The following is a 17,417-nucleotide window of genomic DNA, read 5'->3' on the forward strand; positions in this document are numbered from 1 at the left end:
TCATCTCCGGGACGGGCTGCAACCCCAGCCCGGAGAATTTCTTCCGCGCATCAGAACTTCACGTTCATCGTCGCGATAAAAGTGCGGCCCGGTGCGGTATAGGCACTGGCTGCCGGGATGTATTTGCGGTCGGTCAGGTTGTTGACCGCGAAACGAAGCGTCGCCTTTTCGTTGAAGGCATAGGAGCCGTATAGGTCTACCGTCGTGTAGGGATCGGTTACCTCCCGCAGATTACCCTCCGTATCGAGCGTCCGCGATTGCGTCGGCGTGACATGGTTGAGCCGTGCGCCCAAAGAGAATTTTTCCTCGAAGAAACGCATGCCGCCATCGAGCGTCAGCTTCACCTTGGGTGCAACGTCACCCGGCCATGCGACGATCTCGCCGCTTGTCGTGGTCGTGCCGTTAGAGAAAACCTGGGTTTTGTCCGGCCAATCGGTCTTCAGCAGCGTCGCTGAGCCACCAAGCCAGAAGCTTCGCGCATCGTAATTGCCCTCGAATTCAAGCCCGCGCATATAGGTCGTGCCGTCGAGATTGATGAAGCTGGTATAGGTACGGTTCGCCACCTGATCCGTGACGAGGTGACCGAGAGCGATATAATCCTTAACCTCACGGCGAAAGGCGGCCATTTTGATGCGCACGGAATCGTGGTCCAGTAGCACACCGTCGAAACTCATATTCGCGCCGATTTCATAGGTTGTGGCTTTTTCGGCTCTCATAAATTGGTTCGGCGCATACTCGTAACCAACGGAATCCCCTGGACGCGCACCGGCGAAAAAAGCCTCAAGAGTTGTTGGCGGACGCAGGCTCTGGGAATAGCTCACATAGGGGCGGAACCAGTCGAACGGCTTGAGTTCTATCGTGGCGGAGGGCAGCCACGCACTGTAGGTACGGTCGATATCCATCTCATAGGCGGGATTCTCGACGACGGGATCGTATCGCGTAGCCGATGGCCCGGTTCCCGGCATACAGGTGGAAGAAACGGTGCTCCAGACCCGGCTAAGAAACCTCGCCTCGGTAATATTGGTGCCGGGATTCTGCGGAAGGAAAACAGCGTAATAATATTGAGATGCTGTGTAATTGTTTCCAATCGGATCACATGCAACGGTGATCGTCCGCAAATACGAAATTTCATCGTAATATGTCGAATTGCCCTTCAGACGCGACCAGTCGTACCGTATGCCGCCGCTTATCACTACCCAGTTCGCAGGCTCAAGTTCACCGTTCAAAAACAGGCTCGCCACATCACGCCGCCCGGGCGGGCTGAAAGCGGTATAGCTGCTGGCAAAGGCGGGATTGTTTGCAATGGCAGAACTCGTGGCAACCGATGAGGAAATGTCTCTGAAAGCTTCCGCGCCGTAGTTCAGGCTGAGCGCACCCACCTTCGTATCGAGGCGACTGGTGTTTTCGACACTGCCGCCGAAACTGCGCAGGCCCATATCAAGGTTCGTTTCAACAGCATATCCTTTGCGCGCCGACCGCAACTCGTGCGTCATATTGTCGTTAAGCCACAGCGACGACTTGAAGTCTATGAGTTCGCTTTCAGGATCCCAGTCCAGCTTGGCAACGATACTGTCGTTACGCACGCTCTCCCGGTCTATCTGTTCGGCGGCACCCTGCACGAAGTCATTCTGCTGGTGCATCCATGACAACGAAGTCTGCACATCCCCGAAGTCACCTTCGCCCTTGAAAAAGGTCGACCAACCGTCCCTGCCGAGTAGGTCCTTCATCGTCAAAGCGGTGCTTCGGGCCTCACCCTTGGTTCCAATCTTGTATTCATCCAAGATCGTGCGGCTGTAACCGGCAACAAGGGAGAGAGGGCCATTCGGCTCACGAACTGCGGCCAGAACCGAACCCTGAAAATCGTAACCATTGGTGCCGTGGGAAACATTCACCTCTCCGCCCTTGTTTGCACCCTCAGGGATGAGATCGACGGCGCTGACGGTGCGGAACTCGACCTTTCCGCCCAGCGAACCGGCATTGCCGGATGTGGCATTGGTCATTTTTTCCACTTCGACGGCGCGGATGAAGGCCACATCCACATAGGCCTGGCCGTTATTGGCAGAATAAATCGAGGCGCCACCGGTGCTGAAACCACGCTGCGCATTCTGCCGCGCACCATCGATGGAGACGACCACGCGGCCGCTTTCCTGCAAGCCACGTATATTGGGCGAAACGGTCGGGAAGCTGCCGTTGCCCTCACCGGCGTAGACGCCGGAGACGCGGTTGAAGACATCGCGCGTGTTGCGCACGCCGGCGGACTGGATCGCCTCGCGGCTGACGACGCTGACACTGGCGGGTGTTTCATAAACCCAGTCGGGCGTTCCCTGATAACCGGTGCCGGCAATGGAATTGCGTCCGGTTTTTCCGGTCACTGTAATTTCTTCCAGAACGGTGGTGCCTTCCGCCTCGGAAAGATCGGCAGCGGCCTGGCCCGAGCCGATGACGACGGTTCTGCCACTTCCGGTAAACCGGAAATTCACGCCCGTGCCGGCCAGAAGCCGGGACAGCGCATCCCGCACCGTAAAACTGCCGGTAACGGCATTGGTGCGCACATTGCCGGCGGACGGCGTGGCAAGCGTAACCTGCAGACCGGATTGCCGCCCGAAAACGCCGACAACGGAGGACAGCGGCTGGGCGGGAATATTAAAAGGCCGCGTTGCACCCTGCTCGCCACCGGAGCGCTGACCATTGGCGGCATTCGGTCCGCTCTGCGCAAAAGCCGGTACCGACATTGAAACGACCACCGCCGTTGTCGCCAAAAGCACGGTCATACGTGCCGGCTTTGCCGCGTTTTTCCCTGAACCGTTCATACGTATCTGGAGGCGCATACTGCTTTTGTCTTCCTGTCTTCGCTCCGGCTATATCTTGACCGGATTACTCAACAAAAAGACGATTGCCTCGGCGGTTTTTTTCAGGGTTTCGGAGAATTTTTTATAAACGACTGAAAATAAATACGATTTTTTGTTTTATGGCGCTTCAGAAACGGGTGATGATGCGGGCAGTATTGGCAATTGCATGAACCTTGCCCTTATAGGGTTCCACCAATGCTTCCAGCGCACGGTCCGGATCGCGAAGATTGTAGAAGCCAGTCACACGCTGCTCTGCAAGCGTCTTGTCCGCCATCGTCAGCCATGCGGGATGATACCGCTGGATTTGCTCGACGACAGAACCGATCGTCGCATCCACAACGTAAAGCTCGCCGTTGCGCCAGCCACCAATATCCTCGACGGGAACGGTCTCTTTCCGGATTGTACCGGAGGCGTCGACAACCAGCATCTCACCCGGCACCAGCCGCGTTGGTGGCGCGTTGCGGAAGGAAGCTTCCACGGAACCATGCGCAAGAGCGACTTGCGTCACGCCATCCGTCATGTCGACATCGAAAGCCGTGCCGAGCACTTGGACGGTCAGGTTTTTCGCCTCCACGACAAAGGGACGGTCGCTATCCGGCACGACATCAAAAAAAGCTTCGCCCTTCAGCACCTTCACATTACGGCGGCCATTGGCAAAATCAGTGGTAAGCGCACTTGCCGCGGCAAGCTGCACCCTGCTGCCGTCTTCAAGGGTTATGGTGCGGCTCTCTGCGGTACTGGTCTGATATTCGGCCTTGATATGGACGAAAAGCGTGGGAACGAACAGTACCGCAAGACAGAGAGACACTGCTGCCACCGCCATGCCGGCATAATGCCGCAAGGACCAGCGCCGTCGCGATGCCTGTTTTCCGGCAACGTCAGGCAGGTGCGGCGCGTCTTCCCAGAGGCTTTTTAAACCCGGCTCGACCAGACCGAGATTGCGCCAAGTCTTGCATGTCCGCTCCCAGGCCAGACGATTTGCCGGCGAAGCAGCCAACCATTGATCAAATTCCGCCTTCAGCCTCGGTTCCGCCGAACCCGTCTGCAGGCGTATCAGCCAGTCGGCAGCCTCCTCCGCCTTCCCGGTCGGCAATGTTATTTTTTTATCGGGATCAATTGTCATTGAGCCGGTCAGTTCCTTTGACTGGGCGGAGGAGATGCCTCGTCTTCCGTGTTGCTATAAAGACGTTTGAGGGAGAACTTTTTTTCACAAGATGAAACAATAAAGGCTATTTTACTGCATTTCTTTGGTAATGGCGGCAATACTACTCTTAATCAGACGGTGGGCGCTAGCCACGGATACGCCGAGGTGACGGGCGATCTCTTCCATATTGTAACCGCCAAATCTATGCATTTCCAATGCCACACGCGCCTGGACCGGCAGAGAGGCCAAAATAATCTGCATCTGTCGGACCTCGTCGCAGAACAGGGCGTGCTCTTCTGGTGTGCCGTGACCCTGCGGTATGCCCCAGAACGGGGTATCGTCGGGACGCTCCCGCAGGTCCTGCCGGTTGCGGCGGCGATTATCGAGGGCGAGGTTGCGGACGATGCGGAAAAGATAGGATTTGAGGTTGGAAGGATTGCCGGAACCTTCGGGAACGAATTTCAGGAATGCCTCCTGAACCACGTCCTCCGCGTCCGCCCGCGACCCTAAAATAAGCGTGGCGTATTTGATCAGGTCAACCCTGTGCGCGACGTAAGCGTTATAACGCTTGTCATCTTCCCGTATGCCCATGTCTCAACCGAGAGAAATTTCAAGGATAAACGAAACTGCAAGCCCCCAAACGACAAAGCAGTTTTCCCGTCTAAACCTCTAGCACCCAAACTCTCGACCGAACAGCTATTTCATGACTATTATTATCAAGAATTTGTGCGGTCGCGGGTCCTGCAACAGCCAGAGACTCGCAGACCCGGCGGCAGGCGCGGCCGGGCCCTGTGATAGCGTCAGATAGCGCCGTCGACTATAACCATCGGCCTGCCCTGCGAACAGGGTTCGATACGCGCATCGATGCGGTAGATATCGCGCAGCATGGCCGGAGTTATCACCGTCTCGGTGCTGCCGCTCACCACCATTTCGCCGCGCGCGATCACCATCGTATTCTCGCAATAACGAAGCGCATGATTGAGGTCGTGCAGGGCGATCAGCACGATCATGCCAGTCTTCTGGGCAAGGTCGGTCACAAACCCCAGAACCTCGACCTGCCGGTGGAGGTCGAGAGCAGATGTCGGCTCGTCCATCAACAGTACCTCCGGCTTGCGGGCCAGCGCCTGCGCCAGGGACACAAGCTGCCGCTGACCGCCAGACAATTCGCCGAGCCCCCGGAAGGCGAGATCGTGGATTTTCAGCGCCTTGAGAATGGCGTCGATCTCAAACAGCTCATCGTCGTGAACACGCCACCCGCCGCCCTGCTTGGCGGACAGAAGCACGGATTCGTAAACCGTCAGCACGGCGTTGGCGCCGGTGTCCTGCGGCATGTAGCAGATGGCCCGGTTGCCGCGTGCCGTATCTGACAACTCGACAAGCCCGGGACCGGAGATCAGGCTGGCGATGCGCTTGAAAAGCGTGGACTTGCCGGCAGCGTTCGGGCCAATGACCGCCGTGACACTGCCGCTTTCCAGCGTATCGATGCCGACCTTGGAGAGAACAGTCGTGCGGCCGTAGGCAGCGCCGACATCCTTCAATGCGAGCGCTACCATGCGCGTCTCCTGTTGCCGAAAATGAGCGCGAAAAAGAACGGTACGCCAACCAGCGCCGTGATGACGCCGATTGGCAGAATTGCCCGGGAATGAGGATTTTGCTGATAACAGAGGTCGCCGACAGCAGCAGCGCCCCGCAGATCACCGAGCCCGGCAGGAAGAACCGCTGATCTTCGCCCACCACCATGCGGGCTATGTGCGGGCCGACAAGCCCGACGAAACCGATGGTACCAACGAAAGAAACCGGAATCGCGGCCAGAAGGCTGACCGTCAGCATGGTCTGCAGCCGCAGCCGACGCACATTGATGCCCATGCTGGCTGCCTTGTCGTCACCCAGCCGAAGCGCCGTCAGCGCCCATGCGTTGCGCATGAACATCGGCACCGTAACGAGAAGAATACCACCGGTGATATAGACCTTTTCCCACGTGGCCTTGGTAAGGCTGCCCATGGTCCAGAAAACGACGGCGGCGAGCGCCTGTTCGGAAGCCAGATATTCAAGCAGCGACAATGCGGCATTGAAGGTGAACACCAGCGCGATGCCGAGAAGGACGATAGTCTCCACGGTTACGCCGCGCATCGTCGAGGCAAAATGAATGAACAGGGCGGCAATCATCGCCATGATGAAGGCGTTGATCGGCACCATGTACTGGACGGCACCGGGAAAGATCGCAACGCCGCCAACAAGGGCCAGCGCGGCGCCGAAACTGGCAGCGGCCGAAATGCCGAGCGTAAACGGACTGGCGAGAGGATTGGACAGGATGGTCTGCATCTGTGCGCCCGCAACCGAAAGCGACGCGCCGACGGTGACCGCCATCAGCGCAATCGGCATGCGGATATCCCATATCACCACCCGAAGCTGGTTTGCAGCAGCAGCCGGATCGGCAATCGTCGCCAGAACTTCTGATATCGTGTAGCGCGCCGGACCAAGTGCCATGTCGGCAGCCATACTGAAACAAAGGGCGATGAAAAGCCCGAAGAGAATAACGATCCTTCGTGCGGCAAGGGCGCGATATTGATCGCGCCCACTCACGCCAACGGCGATTTCATTCAACGAACTCATTCATTCGAACCTTTTTCGAGGGATGCGAAGTAGCCCGGCTTGTAGGTGACGGGCAGGAATTTCCGGTGAAATTCCTCAAAATTCTTCTCGGGATTGAGATCGGCGAAGAGCTCGGGATGGAACCATTTGGCGAATTGCTGAATCGGAAAGAACTCGTAGGGCGCGCCGTAGAACTGGTGCCAGACGGCATGGACATTACCTTGTTTGACAGCCTTCAGTTCCGGAAACGGCGTGCGCTTCATCAGGTTTGCCAGTCTTTTCCGGGAAAGAGCCATGTCGGCTCCGCGTCCAACGGGAACGAACTGGTTGATATCGGATTCAGCTGCCCAGTTTGAGCCGGTTACGATGACATGATCCGGATCGGCAACGACGAGCTGCTCGGGATTGAGATCGCCGAACGTCGTCTTGATGATGCCGTCGGCAATATTATGGCCGCCAGCGAGATCGACCATCGCGCCGAAATTGACCGGGCCGAAGGTGCGGCAGCAATTGTCCTCACCGGAAATGCCGGGCGCGCGCTCGATGAAGACGCCGGGACGCTTCAGGTCCTTGACGCTGGCTAGCCGGTCGGTCACGCGGGCGATTTCTGCACGGCGATAGGCGATGAATTCCTTTGCACGCTCTTGCGCGCCAAACATTTTCCCGAGAATTTCAATCGAGGCTTCGCTGTTCTTTTCGGGATCGATACGAAAATCGAGATAGACGATCTTGATTCCGGCGGCGGCGGCCTTCTCTTCGAAACCACTTTCCTTGGCGGATTTTTCCGCTTCCAGATTGAGGGTGATCACGTCAGGCGAAAGGGTAATGGCCGTTTCCAGACTGAAATCGCCCTGCGGCACATAACCGAAGCGCGGCAGTTTTTCGATCTGCGGAAAGCGCTCGACATAGGCGGCGTAGCTGTCAGGGTCCTTCTTGAGGAGATCGTCACGCCAGCCGACAATGGTGTCGAAGGTCTGGTCGCCCTTGAGCGCCGCGATGACGTGGATCTGGCGCGCCTCACCGACGATGACACGTTTGACCGGCAGGTCCAGCTCGACCTTGCGTCCGGTGACATCGGTGATTTCTCCGGCATAAGCCGGCAAAGCGAGAAAAGACAAAGCCAGCACCGCAAGATGCCTGAGAGCGTTAAGCCGCATGAGAAATCCTCTTATTTCCAAAAGAAAATGATGAAGCCGCATGGCTGCGGCTTCATCCATCGATCGGACGGCGCTCCCCTTCACCGTCCCTGTCTTATTTCGTGTCCTTCAGCGACACAAAGTAACCGGGCTTGTAGTCGAGAGGCAGGAAGCGGGCATGCAGCTCCTTGAAGGTCGCCTCGGGGTCGAGATCCTTAAAGAGGTCCGGGTGCAGCCACTTGGCGATTTCCTGAATGGCCACGAACTGATACGGGTTGTTGTAGAACTGGTGCCAGATAGCGTGGACATTGCCGTTCTTGACCGCCTGTACCCCGGTGAAAGCCGGGCGCTTGGTCAGGTTTTCAAGCTTGCGGTGGGCTTCCTTCATATCCGCGCCATAACCGACACCGACCCAGTTGCCGCCGGGAACATAACCGTTCCAGTTGCCACCCGTGATGATGATCTGTTCCGGATTGGAGGCGATGATCTGTTCCGGATTGACGTTGCCGAACGTGCCGGGAATGATGTCCTTGGCCATGTTGATGCCGCCGGCGAGTTCGACCATCTTGCCGAAATTCTCGTTGCCGAAGGACATGCAGCAATCGTCGGAATAACCGCCGGCGCGTTCGACGAACACGACGGGCTTCTTCGGATTGGCCTTTTCGAGCGTATCGGTGACCTTGGCGATGGAGTCCGCGCGGAACTTGATGAAGTCCTCGGCGATCTTTTCCTTGCCGGTCAGCTGGCCCATCAGACGCATGCTCGGCTCGGTGTTTTCCATCGGCTTTTCGCGGAAGTCGACGTAAACAAGCGGGATGCCGACCTTTTCGAGCTTCTCGATGTAACCGGCCTCCTGCGTCGCGGTCTTCGCGTCGATGTTCATCAGGATCACGTCTGGCTTCAGCGAAATGGCCTGCTCGATGTCGAAGGTGCCGTCTTTCATGCCGCCAAAGGTCGGCAGCTTGGCAATATCAGGGTACTTGGCAAGATAGGCCGCATAGGTTTCCGGGTCGGCTTTCGCCAGGTCGTCGCGCCAGCCGACAACGTGCTGGAAAGGGTTTTCCTTGTCGAGCGCCGCCAGGAAATAGATCTGACGGCCTTCGCCGAGGATCACATGCGAAACGGGCACATTGACTTCCACGTCGCGGCCGGTCACATCCTTGACGGTGACCTTTTCGGCCAATGCAGGCCACGCTGCGGATACGAGAAGGCCAAGGGCAAGTGCCGCGGATTTGGCTGAGATGCGCATCGGATATTGCTCTCCAGTGTTGACTGGCGCGGCTGTATTATTTTCTGACTATACTAGTCAAGTTTTATGTTTTAGAGCCATTCTTAACTGACCGGTATGTGAGCTGAAGACCGATGATCGACACTATCCACTATGGCAAAAACGACAGTCTGAGAGACGAAATCAAAACCTATTGGTCCGGCCGCGCCGCGACTTTCGACCTTTCCCCGGGTCATGAGATTTTCTCCGAAGAAGAGCGCGAGGCCTGGCACGCGCTGGTTTTGAAGCATCTGGGCCAGGGAGAAGGCCGCAAGGCGCTGGATCTGGCCAGCGGCACCGGCGTTATCTCGCACCTGATGGACGATCTCGGTTTTCAGGTCACCGGCATGGATTGGTCGGAAACCATGCTGGAGCTTGCAAGGGCGAAGGCGAAAACCCGCGGGCGCAATATCCGCTTTTTTGTCGGCGACGCCGAAAACACGATGGAGCCGGACGAAAGCGCCGACGTCATCATCACCCGCCATCTGGTCTGGACGCTGGTTGACCCGAAGGCAAGCTTTGCCGAATGGTTCCGTGTCTTGAAACCCGGCGGACGCCTGCTGATCGTCGATGGCGATTTCGTCAACACCGGCTGGCGCGAAAGACTGGTCAAGAAGCTGGCGGCGGGTCTGGAAAGCATCGGCCTTGTGAAGCCGGACCAGCCGCACAAGCCGGCGGATCCGGAAAACACCTTCAACAGCATTCTATCGCGGGTCTATTTTTCACAGGGTGCAAGAGCTGGTGACGTTGCAGCGCTGTTGCGTGAAACCGGCTTCGAGCCCGTTGCCATCGATCAGGAACTTCAGGCCATTCATCGTGCCCAGGCAAAAAATTTCAGTCTGCTGAAAGGCATCTTGCGGGGATTGCAGCACCGTTATGCAGTATGTGCCGTGAAGCCGCACACGTCCGACAAGGGATAGGGCGACCAAAGCCCACAAGCTGCCGCCCAGCTCACCGTCACCCCGGATGTGATCCGGGGTCCAGTGCGACCAAGTCCTTGATCGCGTAATAATAGTTTCTCACGGTGAAGACGCGCCTTGGCTGGATGCCGGATCTAGTCCGGCATGACGCATGAAAACGCGACGAAGGCACCTCATTTTTCCGCCCGCTCGAATAGCTCCTCAAAGCGCGGCTTCGCCCGGCCTGGGACCTCTACCGTCCTGTAGCTCTGCGGCAAAACCGCGTCCCCCACCTTGATCAGCATGACCATGCCCATGCCGTAATGCGGCGAGCATTTGATGCCGTAAAAGCCTGGCTTTTCGAAACCGGTCTCGAATTCGTCGTTGATCCGGCTTTTGAAACCTTCAATATCTTCGGGAACCATACCATCGATCGTCGCGGCATTATGGCTCTTGTGGCTCGGCACGAAGCGCACGCGGTCGCCGGGAGCGATCTTCAGAAAATCGGGCTCGAACACCATGGACCCCTTTTCGCCACGGTTCAGCATCTTCACCTCGAAGGTCTCGGCTCCGGCTTGAATGGAAAACCCTGTGGCCACAACCATGGCAAGTCCCGCGGAAACGCAAAGCTGTCGGGCGCAAAAGCGGAGATTTGCAAGTCTTTTCAATTTCATCATCGTGCCGTTGCTTTCCTTGCGTGATCGGCCGCACCGTGGGCCGGCAGAAAACGAATATGTGAAAATCCGCTTTCATCCGTGGTGACGACGGATTGCACCCCGAACACATCGGCGATGGTCGAAGAGGTGAGAACTTCGCGCGGTGGGCCGACAGCGATCATTTCACCGCGATGCATGATGGCGACGCGGTCGCAGAACATGGCGGCGTGATTGAGATCATGCAGCGCCGCCACAACCGTCAGTCCCTGCCTGCGCACCAGATCGAGCAGACCGATCTGGTGGCCTATATCGAGATGGTTGGTCGGTTCGTCCAGCAGCAGAATATGCGGCTCCTGCGCCAATGCGCGGGCAATGTGCAGGCGCTGGCGTTCGCCGCCGGAAAGGTGATGCCAGTTTCGCTCGGCCTTGTCCGCCATATCGACATTTCCGAGCGCCGCATCGACGATGGCGTCGTCCTTTGGCGACCATGCGGAAAGCGGGCCGAGATAGGGCGTGCGCCCCAGTTCCACGGCCTGTCGCGCGCTGATGCGCTCGGTGGTTTCGGCCTGCTGCTCCACAAAGGCCAGCCTGCGGGCAAGTTCGCGCCGCCCGAATGTGGCAAGCCGTTCCTCACCAAGCATGACATGACCCCGACGCGGCATGCGAATGCCGGCCAGCATGGAAAGCAACGTGCTTTTGCCCGAACCGTTCGGCCCGATGATACCCAGAAACTCGCCCGTGGCGACCTCCAGCGAAACACCGCGCACGATGTCGAGATTGCCGGCATGGAAATGCAGATCGTGGGCGGATAATTTCATGACCGGCCTCTCTTCTGCCCGAGAATAAAGGCGAAGGCGGGCGCGCCGACCAGCGCAGTGATCACGCCGATCGGCAGCACCTGCCCCGGAATGACGGTGCGCGAGAGAATATCTGCGATGATCATGAAAATTGCACCGGTCAGCGCCGTCACCGGCAGCAACATGCCGTGGCGAACGCCAACGAAGATGCGCGCCGCATGCGGGATGACGAGACCGACGAAGCCGATGGAACCGACCAGCGACACCATGACTGCCGTCATGACCGCCGAAACCGAGATCAGCACCGCATAGACCCGGCGCACCGGAATACCGAGCGAAGCTGCTGCCTGACCGCCGAAAGCGAAAGCATCAAGCGCGCGTGCGTACCAGAGGCACACCCCAAGACCCGCAATACTGACCGGCAAAGCCAGCCAGACATCCGGCCAGCGCACGCCCGAAAGATTGCCCAGCAGCCAGAACATGATGCCGCGCGCCTGTTCGGCATTGGCGGATTTGGTGACGATGAACGACGTCATGGCGTTGAACAGTTGCGAACCGGCGACCCCCGCCAGGATGATGGCGCTGTTGCCGTGCCCTGCCCGCACCGCCAGAAGGCTGACAAGCGAAAAAGCCACAAAAGCCCCGATCAGGGCGCCGGCCGGCATCGTCAGGAACCCCGCCCCGAAGCCCAGAAGCGCCACGGCCACGGCACCGGTTGAGGCGCCTGCTGAAATACCGAGGATATAGGGATCGGCGAGCGGGTTGCGCAGAAGTGATTGAAGCACCGCACCGGCCAGCGCCAGCGAGGCGCCACAGCACGCGGCAACAACGGCGCGGCTGAGGCGGTAACTCCAGACGATGCCCTCATCCAGCGGCTCCAGCGGATAACCCGCATGGAAGACACGATTGGCAATGGTCTTTGCCACCACGTCGAACGGAATGGCAGTCTCGCCGATGGCCGCACCGGCCATCAGCGCGACGAGCAGCAGGGCGAGTGCGGCAAAAGCCAGACCCGCCCTGCCAAGATTGACGGAAAGACCGTTCACTTGGCGAGACCGGCTGTTGAAATCGCCTCGGCCAGCGTTTCAATGCCTTCGATCGTGCGGATGGTCGGGTTCATCGCCTGCGCGTCCATTTCGAAGACATGGGCCGCCTTGACGGCGGGCATGATGCTGGCAACCGGATCGGTAGCGAGGAACTTGAGCTTGACGGCGACGTCATCGGCGGGGAAACGCCGGCGGTCCATCTTGCCGGCAACGATCACGGACGGATTGGCCTTGGCGATGGTTTCCCAGCCAACAGTCGGCCATTCCTCATCGCTTTCGATAACGTTCTTCAGCCCGAGCGCGGACATGATGTAACCCGGCGCACCATTGCGGCCCGCCACGTAAGGATCGATATCCAGCTCGGCGCTGGAGAACCAGAAGACTGCTGAAATCTTGCCATTCGCCGAAGCGATCTTGGCGCGGGCGGCTTCCTCACGCTTTTTCAGGTCGGCAACGACTTCCTCGCCGCGATCCTGCACGTTGAAAATTTTCGCAAGGTCGCGGACCTCCTGGTAGATCAGGTCCATGGTGAAAACGGACTTGCGCACGCCGTCGCCGCCGCCGGAATTGTCCTTGCCCATGCAATCGGCAGGGGAGGTATAAACGGGAATACCGAGTTCGGCGAATTGCTCCGGTGTTCCGACAACGCCTTCGGGACCGATCTGCCACTGGAACTGCGTCGTCACGAGGTCTGGCCTCTTGCCAACCACCGCCTCGAAGCTCGGATCATTGTCGGCAAGCCGCTCCACCTTGGCATTGGCGTCTTCGTAACCCTTCAGAACCGGGCCGATCCACAGCGCCGTGCCTACCACCTTGTCGGCCACGCCGAGCAGATAGAGAACCTCGGTCGTGCTCTGGCCGACCGATACTGTGCGGGCGGGCGCCTGCTTGAAGGTGATTTCGTGGCCGCAGCTATTGATCGTCAGCGGATAGGTGGTTTCGGCAGCCTGAGCGGCACCGGCGGGCAAGGCCGCTAGTGCGACAGCCAGAAGACCGGCGGAAACCGGCAGGCTTTTGAAATGAAACATATGTTCTCCAGTCTAAATAAAGTGGCGTGATCCGCAGGCCGCGCGTCAAAACGCGTAGTGACAGAGCGACAACAAGTGTGGAGATGGAGAACGGGACTCTAAATACGTTTCCGCGGACGGAAAGGTCATAATCAGCTCCTCTTCCGGGCATCCCCGCCCGTAACGATGGTCAATATTATGACGGCAGGTCTCCTGGCTCACGAATATACGCCGTTCATCTGCCTTCCCGCACCTTGAAGGGTGCAGTGGCATGACGCTTTTCAGGCGTCACGAGGATGAGCGGCAATCCGCTTACAGTTGCGGGGGCAGCCACGGCATTGGGCGATAGAAATCACCCGCACCATGTTCCCTATTAATCCCTTGGCCCTTCGGCTTCAGGAACCGTCGCTTTCTGACATAAGGGGCAAGCGCCGGGGCGTCAATTGCGATAGTGCCGCAGCTCAGCACAAAGACGGACCCGCCAACGCGAAAATTTTTGTAGCGCCGGAAGGCGCCGGTTGCGGCGCGTCTTTGGACATGGTGGTAAGGGTTTCAATCACCACCAGCCCGGATTGCGCAATAAAATCAATAAAGAGACTATTGTCGCTGATGGTGTCGAGACGCACCAGCTCATCGTCCAGATCGGTAAAATGCCGCCTCACAAGCGCAATCGCATCCATGTCCGCACCCGCAACGACCGGACCGATAATGTGGCCCCGCCCTGCCGCACGGCGCAGCGCAAAAGCGGTAAGACGGTTCGCCTCAAACACACCGTAACCCGCATTCTGCGTCAAAAGTCGCTGCAAAACGTTCCGGCGCGAAACGCCAAAAGCCGCCCGGTCTAGTTCCACCACATCAGTCAGATGACCTGCGGATAACGGCTCTATTCGTTGTTTTCTGCCGGGCGGCGGTATCTCGAAAAGGCAATTCGCCCTTCCCCGGAACAGATATACTTTTTCCGTATCACCGGCAAAACCCAACCTTGAAAACAACCGCCGCGACGCTCCCGTCGCGTTCAACCGCAGGGAGACAGTGGGGAATTTCGCGACAAGTTTCTGCACAAGCCATGGTGCTACGCCCTGCCCCTGCAAACGGGGGGAAACAATGACCATGCCAAGCGTCGCAAACCCCTGATCATAGGGAAAGAGCATCGCGGTTGCGACAACACGGTCGATCTCATCGAGCGCAGCGAGACCCACGCCGCATTGCCGCAGAAAACACCATTCATTCGCGTGATATCGCCATCCGACGGCCATGGAGAGTGCATGCAGATGATCGGCATCCACGTCCGCGATATCCACGGTCCGCAGCTCGAAACTATCGACTTTGAGCAGGTCCATAACCAACGGCCCTCATCCCCTACGGCTCACAACCTTCATCCGGTCCCGGCCTAGCCCACGACATCCGACGGTAGCCGGTTACGCCAGCACGAATTTTCTGAAAGCACTGGAAGGTCACAACAATCTACCGAAATCATTCGCATTTCAGCAGATAAACGTCGCAGTCCATTCTAAGCTTTCGGGATGACAATCCGGTCAGCGGAGACGACCATTGAACGCAATCGAAATCCTTGAGCGTCTCGTCGGTTTCCCGTCGGTCGTTGGAACCGCCAATGGCGATATTGCCGGCTGGATCGCCGATTATCTTGAAAGCCACGGCGCGAAAGTATCTCTGCTTGCGGGACCGGAGGGCGACCGCGCCAATCTCTTCGCCACCTTCGGCCCGGCCGATCGCGCCGGCTATGTTTTGTCCGGCCATATGGATGTCGTACCCGCCAGCGAGCCGGAATGGTCTTCCGATCCCTTTACACTGCGGGCGGAAGATGATCGTCTCTACGGGCGCGGAACCACCGACATGAAGGGTTTTCTGGCCACGGTTCTCGCCGCGGCGCCTGCATTTTCGCGCATGGCGCTGAAACGTCCCGTGCATATCGCCTTTTCCTATGACGAGGAGGCGGGTTGCCGTGGCGTTCCGCATCTTCTCGCCAGATTGCCTGAACTTTGCGCCGCACCGGCGGGCGCAATCATCGGCGAGCCCAGCAATATGCGGGCGGTTCGTGCACACAAGGGTAAAGCAGCAGCTCGCATTACCATCCGTGGTCGTTCCGGCCATTCATCCCGCCCTGATCAGGGGGTTAATGCCATTCACCTGATGACCGGCATCATGGCAAAGGCCGTGGAGACGGCACATGAGCTGACGAAAGGCCCTTTTGAAGCGACCTTCGAGCCACCCTATTCCTCGCTGCAGATCGGCACGATGAAGGGCGGACAGGCGATCAACATCATCCCCGATTTCTCGGCCATCGAGCTGGAAGCGCGGGCGATTTCCGGCACATCGCCGCTTGAACTGCTCGGGCCGGTTCGCGCAAGCGTCGAGGCTCTTGCAGCAAAGGGTGTCGATATCGAATGGACGCCTATGAGCGATTATCCGGCGCTTTCGCTTGCAGCCAATGCTCCGCTTGTTCTGCTTTTGGAGGAATTGACCGGCACCCCCTGTCTCGCCGCCGTCAGCTACGGCACGGAGGCGGGGCTGTTCCAGGCGGCGGGCATCGACGCCATCATCTGCGGACCAGGAGATATCGGTCGCGCCCACAAGCCGGACGAGTTCATAACGACGGGCGAACTATCGGCCTGCCAGTCGATGCTGGAAACACTCGCAATCCACTGTACGGCTTGAACCTTCGGGAAGCATAGATTTCAGATGACGTTTCTCTTCAATTCCGACGCCAAGCGCGGCGAGATTTTCCGGCAGGCTCTAGCTGCAGAACTGCCTGATCTGCCGTTTTCGATGGATGCATCAACTGTCGATCCCGACGCAGTCCGTTACCTCATCACCTGGACGGTACCGCAGGACATTGCCCGTTACCGCAATCTCGAAGTCCTGTTTTCGATCGGCGCGGGTGTCGACCAGTTTCACATCGAGGCGATCCCTGAGACGGTAAAGGTCGTACGCATGGTGGATGAGGGCATCATCCGCATGATGCAGGAATATATCTGCCTCGGCGTACTTTCCCTCTACCGCAACCTGCCGGTCTATTTAAACCAGCAGCGCCAGCAACTGTGGAATGCCCTGCCCCAGCGTCAGGCGGAAGAGTGCCGGGTGGGCGTTCTCGGCCTCGGCATGCTGGGCGTTGCGGCGCTGGAGCGGCTGAAACCTTTCGGCTTTCCGCTTTCCGGCTGGAGCCGCTCACAGCGTCAGATCGATGGCGTCACCTGCCATCATGGCGACGACGGCCTCAAATCCCTTCTCTCCACCAGCGATATTCTCGTCTGCCTGCTGCCTCTCACCGACGAGACCACGGGGCTTCTGAACGCCGAGCGTCTGGGGATGCTTCCCGAAGGGGCTGCTCTGGTTCACGCCGGGCGCGGCAAACAGCTCGATCATGACGCTTTGCTCGATGCACTCAACAGCGACAGGCTTTCAGGTGCGGTGATTGACGTTACCGATCCGGAGCCCCTGCCCAAAGACCACCGCTTCTGGACCCATCCGAAAATTCTCCTGACGCCGCATATTGCCAGCGTCACCCAGCCCCATTCCGCTGCCCGCACCGTCGTCGAAAATATCAAACGATACGAATCCGGTCTCGAACCGCTCGGCCTCGTTGACCGTAGCCGCGGATATTGATCCTACCGTTCCAAGAAAGGACACCCATGTCTCTCCTCAAGACCATCGACACCAATCCCGCCTTTGAACCGAAAGCCTCCAAGGCCCTGCCCGAACGCCTCATCGCCGGCGACCCGTCGTTCAAAACCTGGCCGCTAGATGAAGCCCGTGATGGCACCGTGCATACCGGCATCTGGGAAGCGACCCCCGGCGAAAGCCGCTCGATCAAGGGCGAGACATTCGAGTTCTGCCACATTCTCGAAGGCGTTATCGAGATCACACCGGAGGGCGGCGCGCCGCTGCGTTACACGGCGGGCGACAGCTTCGTCATGAAGCCCGGTTTCGTTGGCGTCTGGAAGACAATCGAAACCGTGCGCAAGATCTATGTGACCGTGAACGGATGATTTGCCGAACAGCATGC

At 58.4% G+C, this 17,417-nt stretch carries 15 protein-coding genes, 1 pseudogene and 1 riboswitch; of the genes and pseudogenes, 4 read left to right on the top strand and 12 right to left on the bottom strand.

Translation table 11 applies throughout. The features are described 5' to 3' along the window. Positions 1 to 50 precede the first annotated feature (50 nt). The 7 genes and pseudogenes from ACQZ6D_RS10580 to ACQZ6D_RS10610 form a co-directional block, all read right to left on the bottom strand. The gene (locus ACQZ6D_RS10580; RefSeq protein WP_448729912.1) at positions 51 to 2,828 is read right to left on the bottom strand and encodes a TonB-dependent hemoglobin/transferrin/lactoferrin family receptor; all 2,778 of its coding nucleotides are present in this window, start codon (positions 2,826 to 2,828) and stop codon (positions 51 to 53) included. A 148-nt stretch (positions 2,829 to 2,976) separates the two neighbouring features. Beyond that, entirely contained in the window at positions 2,977 to 3,972 is a 996-nt protein-coding gene (locus ACQZ6D_RS10585; protein ID WP_065704222.1) for a FecR family protein, read from the bottom strand. A 111-nt stretch (positions 3,973 to 4,083) separates the two neighbouring features. Further along, positions 4,084 to 4,584, bottom strand: a complete 501-nt coding sequence (locus ACQZ6D_RS10590) for an RNA polymerase sigma factor (RefSeq protein ID WP_013761633.1) — start codon at positions 4,582 to 4,584, stop codon at positions 4,084 to 4,086. A gap of 209 nt (positions 4,585 to 4,793) precedes the next feature. After that, a complete protein-coding gene (locus ACQZ6D_RS10595; protein ID WP_003511038.1) occupies positions 4,794 to 5,546 on the bottom strand; it encodes an ABC transporter ATP-binding protein in 753 nt (250 codons plus the stop codon). Further along, positions 5,540 to 6,606: pseudogene (locus tag ACQZ6D_RS10600) on the bottom strand (FecCD family ABC transporter permease). Before ACQZ6D_RS10600 ends, ACQZ6D_RS10595 begins: the two are co-directional and overlap by 7 nt. Beyond that, a complete protein-coding gene (locus tag ACQZ6D_RS10605) occupies positions 6,603 to 7,742 on the bottom strand; it encodes an ABC transporter substrate-binding protein (RefSeq protein WP_065704520.1) in 1,140 nt (379 codons plus the stop codon). The pseudogene ACQZ6D_RS10600 and the gene ACQZ6D_RS10605 overlap by 4 nt, the downstream one beginning before the upstream one ends. Positions 7,743 to 7,836: 94 nt before the next feature. Then, positions 7,837 to 8,970: an ABC transporter substrate-binding protein gene (locus tag ACQZ6D_RS10610; protein ID WP_003511043.1), complete on the bottom strand. Its 1,134-nt coding sequence runs from the start codon at positions 8,968 to 8,970 to the stop codon at positions 7,837 to 7,839. Between the two features lie 113 nt (positions 8,971 to 9,083). Between ACQZ6D_RS10610 and ACQZ6D_RS10615 the strand changes: the two genes are divergently transcribed. Then, positions 9,084 to 9,908 carry a class I SAM-dependent methyltransferase gene (locus tag ACQZ6D_RS10615; RefSeq protein WP_003511045.1) on the top strand — a complete coding sequence of 275 codons (825 nt, stop codon included), beginning with the start codon at positions 9,084 to 9,086 and terminating at the stop codon, positions 9,906 to 9,908. Positions 9,909 to 10,081: 173 nt separating this feature from the next. On the opposite strand, the gene ACQZ6D_RS10620 is transcribed toward ACQZ6D_RS10615, so the two are convergent. The 5 genes from ACQZ6D_RS10620 to ACQZ6D_RS10640 all read right to left on the bottom strand — a co-directional run bounded on the left by ACQZ6D_RS10620 (position 10,082) and on the right by ACQZ6D_RS10640 (position 14,733). Then, a complete protein-coding gene (locus tag ACQZ6D_RS10620) occupies positions 10,082 to 10,564 on the bottom strand; it encodes a pseudoazurin (RefSeq protein ID WP_065704224.1) in 483 nt (160 codons plus the stop codon). Continuing rightward, complete coding sequence (locus ACQZ6D_RS10625) at positions 10,561 to 11,361, bottom strand: ABC transporter ATP-binding protein (RefSeq protein WP_035199503.1); 801 nt, start codon at positions 11,359 to 11,361, stop codon at positions 10,561 to 10,563. Before ACQZ6D_RS10625 ends, ACQZ6D_RS10620 begins: the two co-directional genes overlap by 4 nt. Further along, the gene (locus tag ACQZ6D_RS10630) at positions 11,358 to 12,386 is read right to left on the bottom strand and encodes a FecCD family ABC transporter permease (protein ID WP_003511052.1); all 1,029 of its coding nucleotides are present in this window, start codon (positions 12,384 to 12,386) and stop codon (positions 11,358 to 11,360) included. Before ACQZ6D_RS10630 ends, ACQZ6D_RS10625 begins: the two co-directional genes overlap by 4 nt. Then, positions 12,383 to 13,414: an ABC transporter substrate-binding protein gene (locus tag ACQZ6D_RS10635; protein ID WP_112650776.1), complete on the bottom strand. Its 1,032-nt coding sequence runs from the start codon at positions 13,412 to 13,414 to the stop codon at positions 12,383 to 12,385. Before ACQZ6D_RS10635 ends, ACQZ6D_RS10630 begins: the two co-directional genes overlap by 4 nt. A 165-nt stretch (positions 13,415 to 13,579) precedes the next feature. Continuing rightward, positions 13,580 to 13,815, bottom strand: a riboswitch (cobalamin riboswitch). Positions 13,816 to 13,854: 39 nt separating this feature from the next. Further along, on the bottom strand, positions 13,855 to 14,733 hold the full coding sequence (locus ACQZ6D_RS10640; protein ID WP_448729913.1) for a GNAT family N-acetyltransferase: 879 nt from the start codon (positions 14,731 to 14,733) through the stop codon (positions 13,855 to 13,857). A gap of 211 nt (positions 14,734 to 14,944) precedes the next feature. Here ACQZ6D_RS10640 and argE point away from each other — a divergent pair, with 211 nt between their 5' ends. From argE to ACQZ6D_RS10655, 3 genes are read left to right on the top strand one after another with little or no spacing between them, the layout of a single operon-like run. Next, entirely contained in the window at positions 14,945 to 16,069 is a 1,125-nt protein-coding gene (gene argE, locus ACQZ6D_RS10645; RefSeq protein WP_448729914.1) for an acetylornithine deacetylase, read from the top strand. A gap of 24 nt (positions 16,070 to 16,093) precedes the next feature. Beyond that, positions 16,094 to 17,017 carry a 2-hydroxyacid dehydrogenase gene (locus tag ACQZ6D_RS10650; RefSeq protein ID WP_448729915.1) on the top strand — a complete coding sequence of 308 codons (924 nt, stop codon included), beginning with the start codon at positions 16,094 to 16,096 and terminating at the stop codon, positions 17,015 to 17,017. A 26-nt stretch (positions 17,018 to 17,043) separates the two neighbouring features. Further along, entirely contained in the window at positions 17,044 to 17,400 is a 357-nt protein-coding gene (locus tag ACQZ6D_RS10655; protein WP_013761644.1) for a cupin domain-containing protein, read from the top strand. Positions 17,401 to 17,417: the final 17 nt, after the last annotated feature.

Source organism: Agrobacterium sp. 22-3639C2, assembly GCF_053522105.1.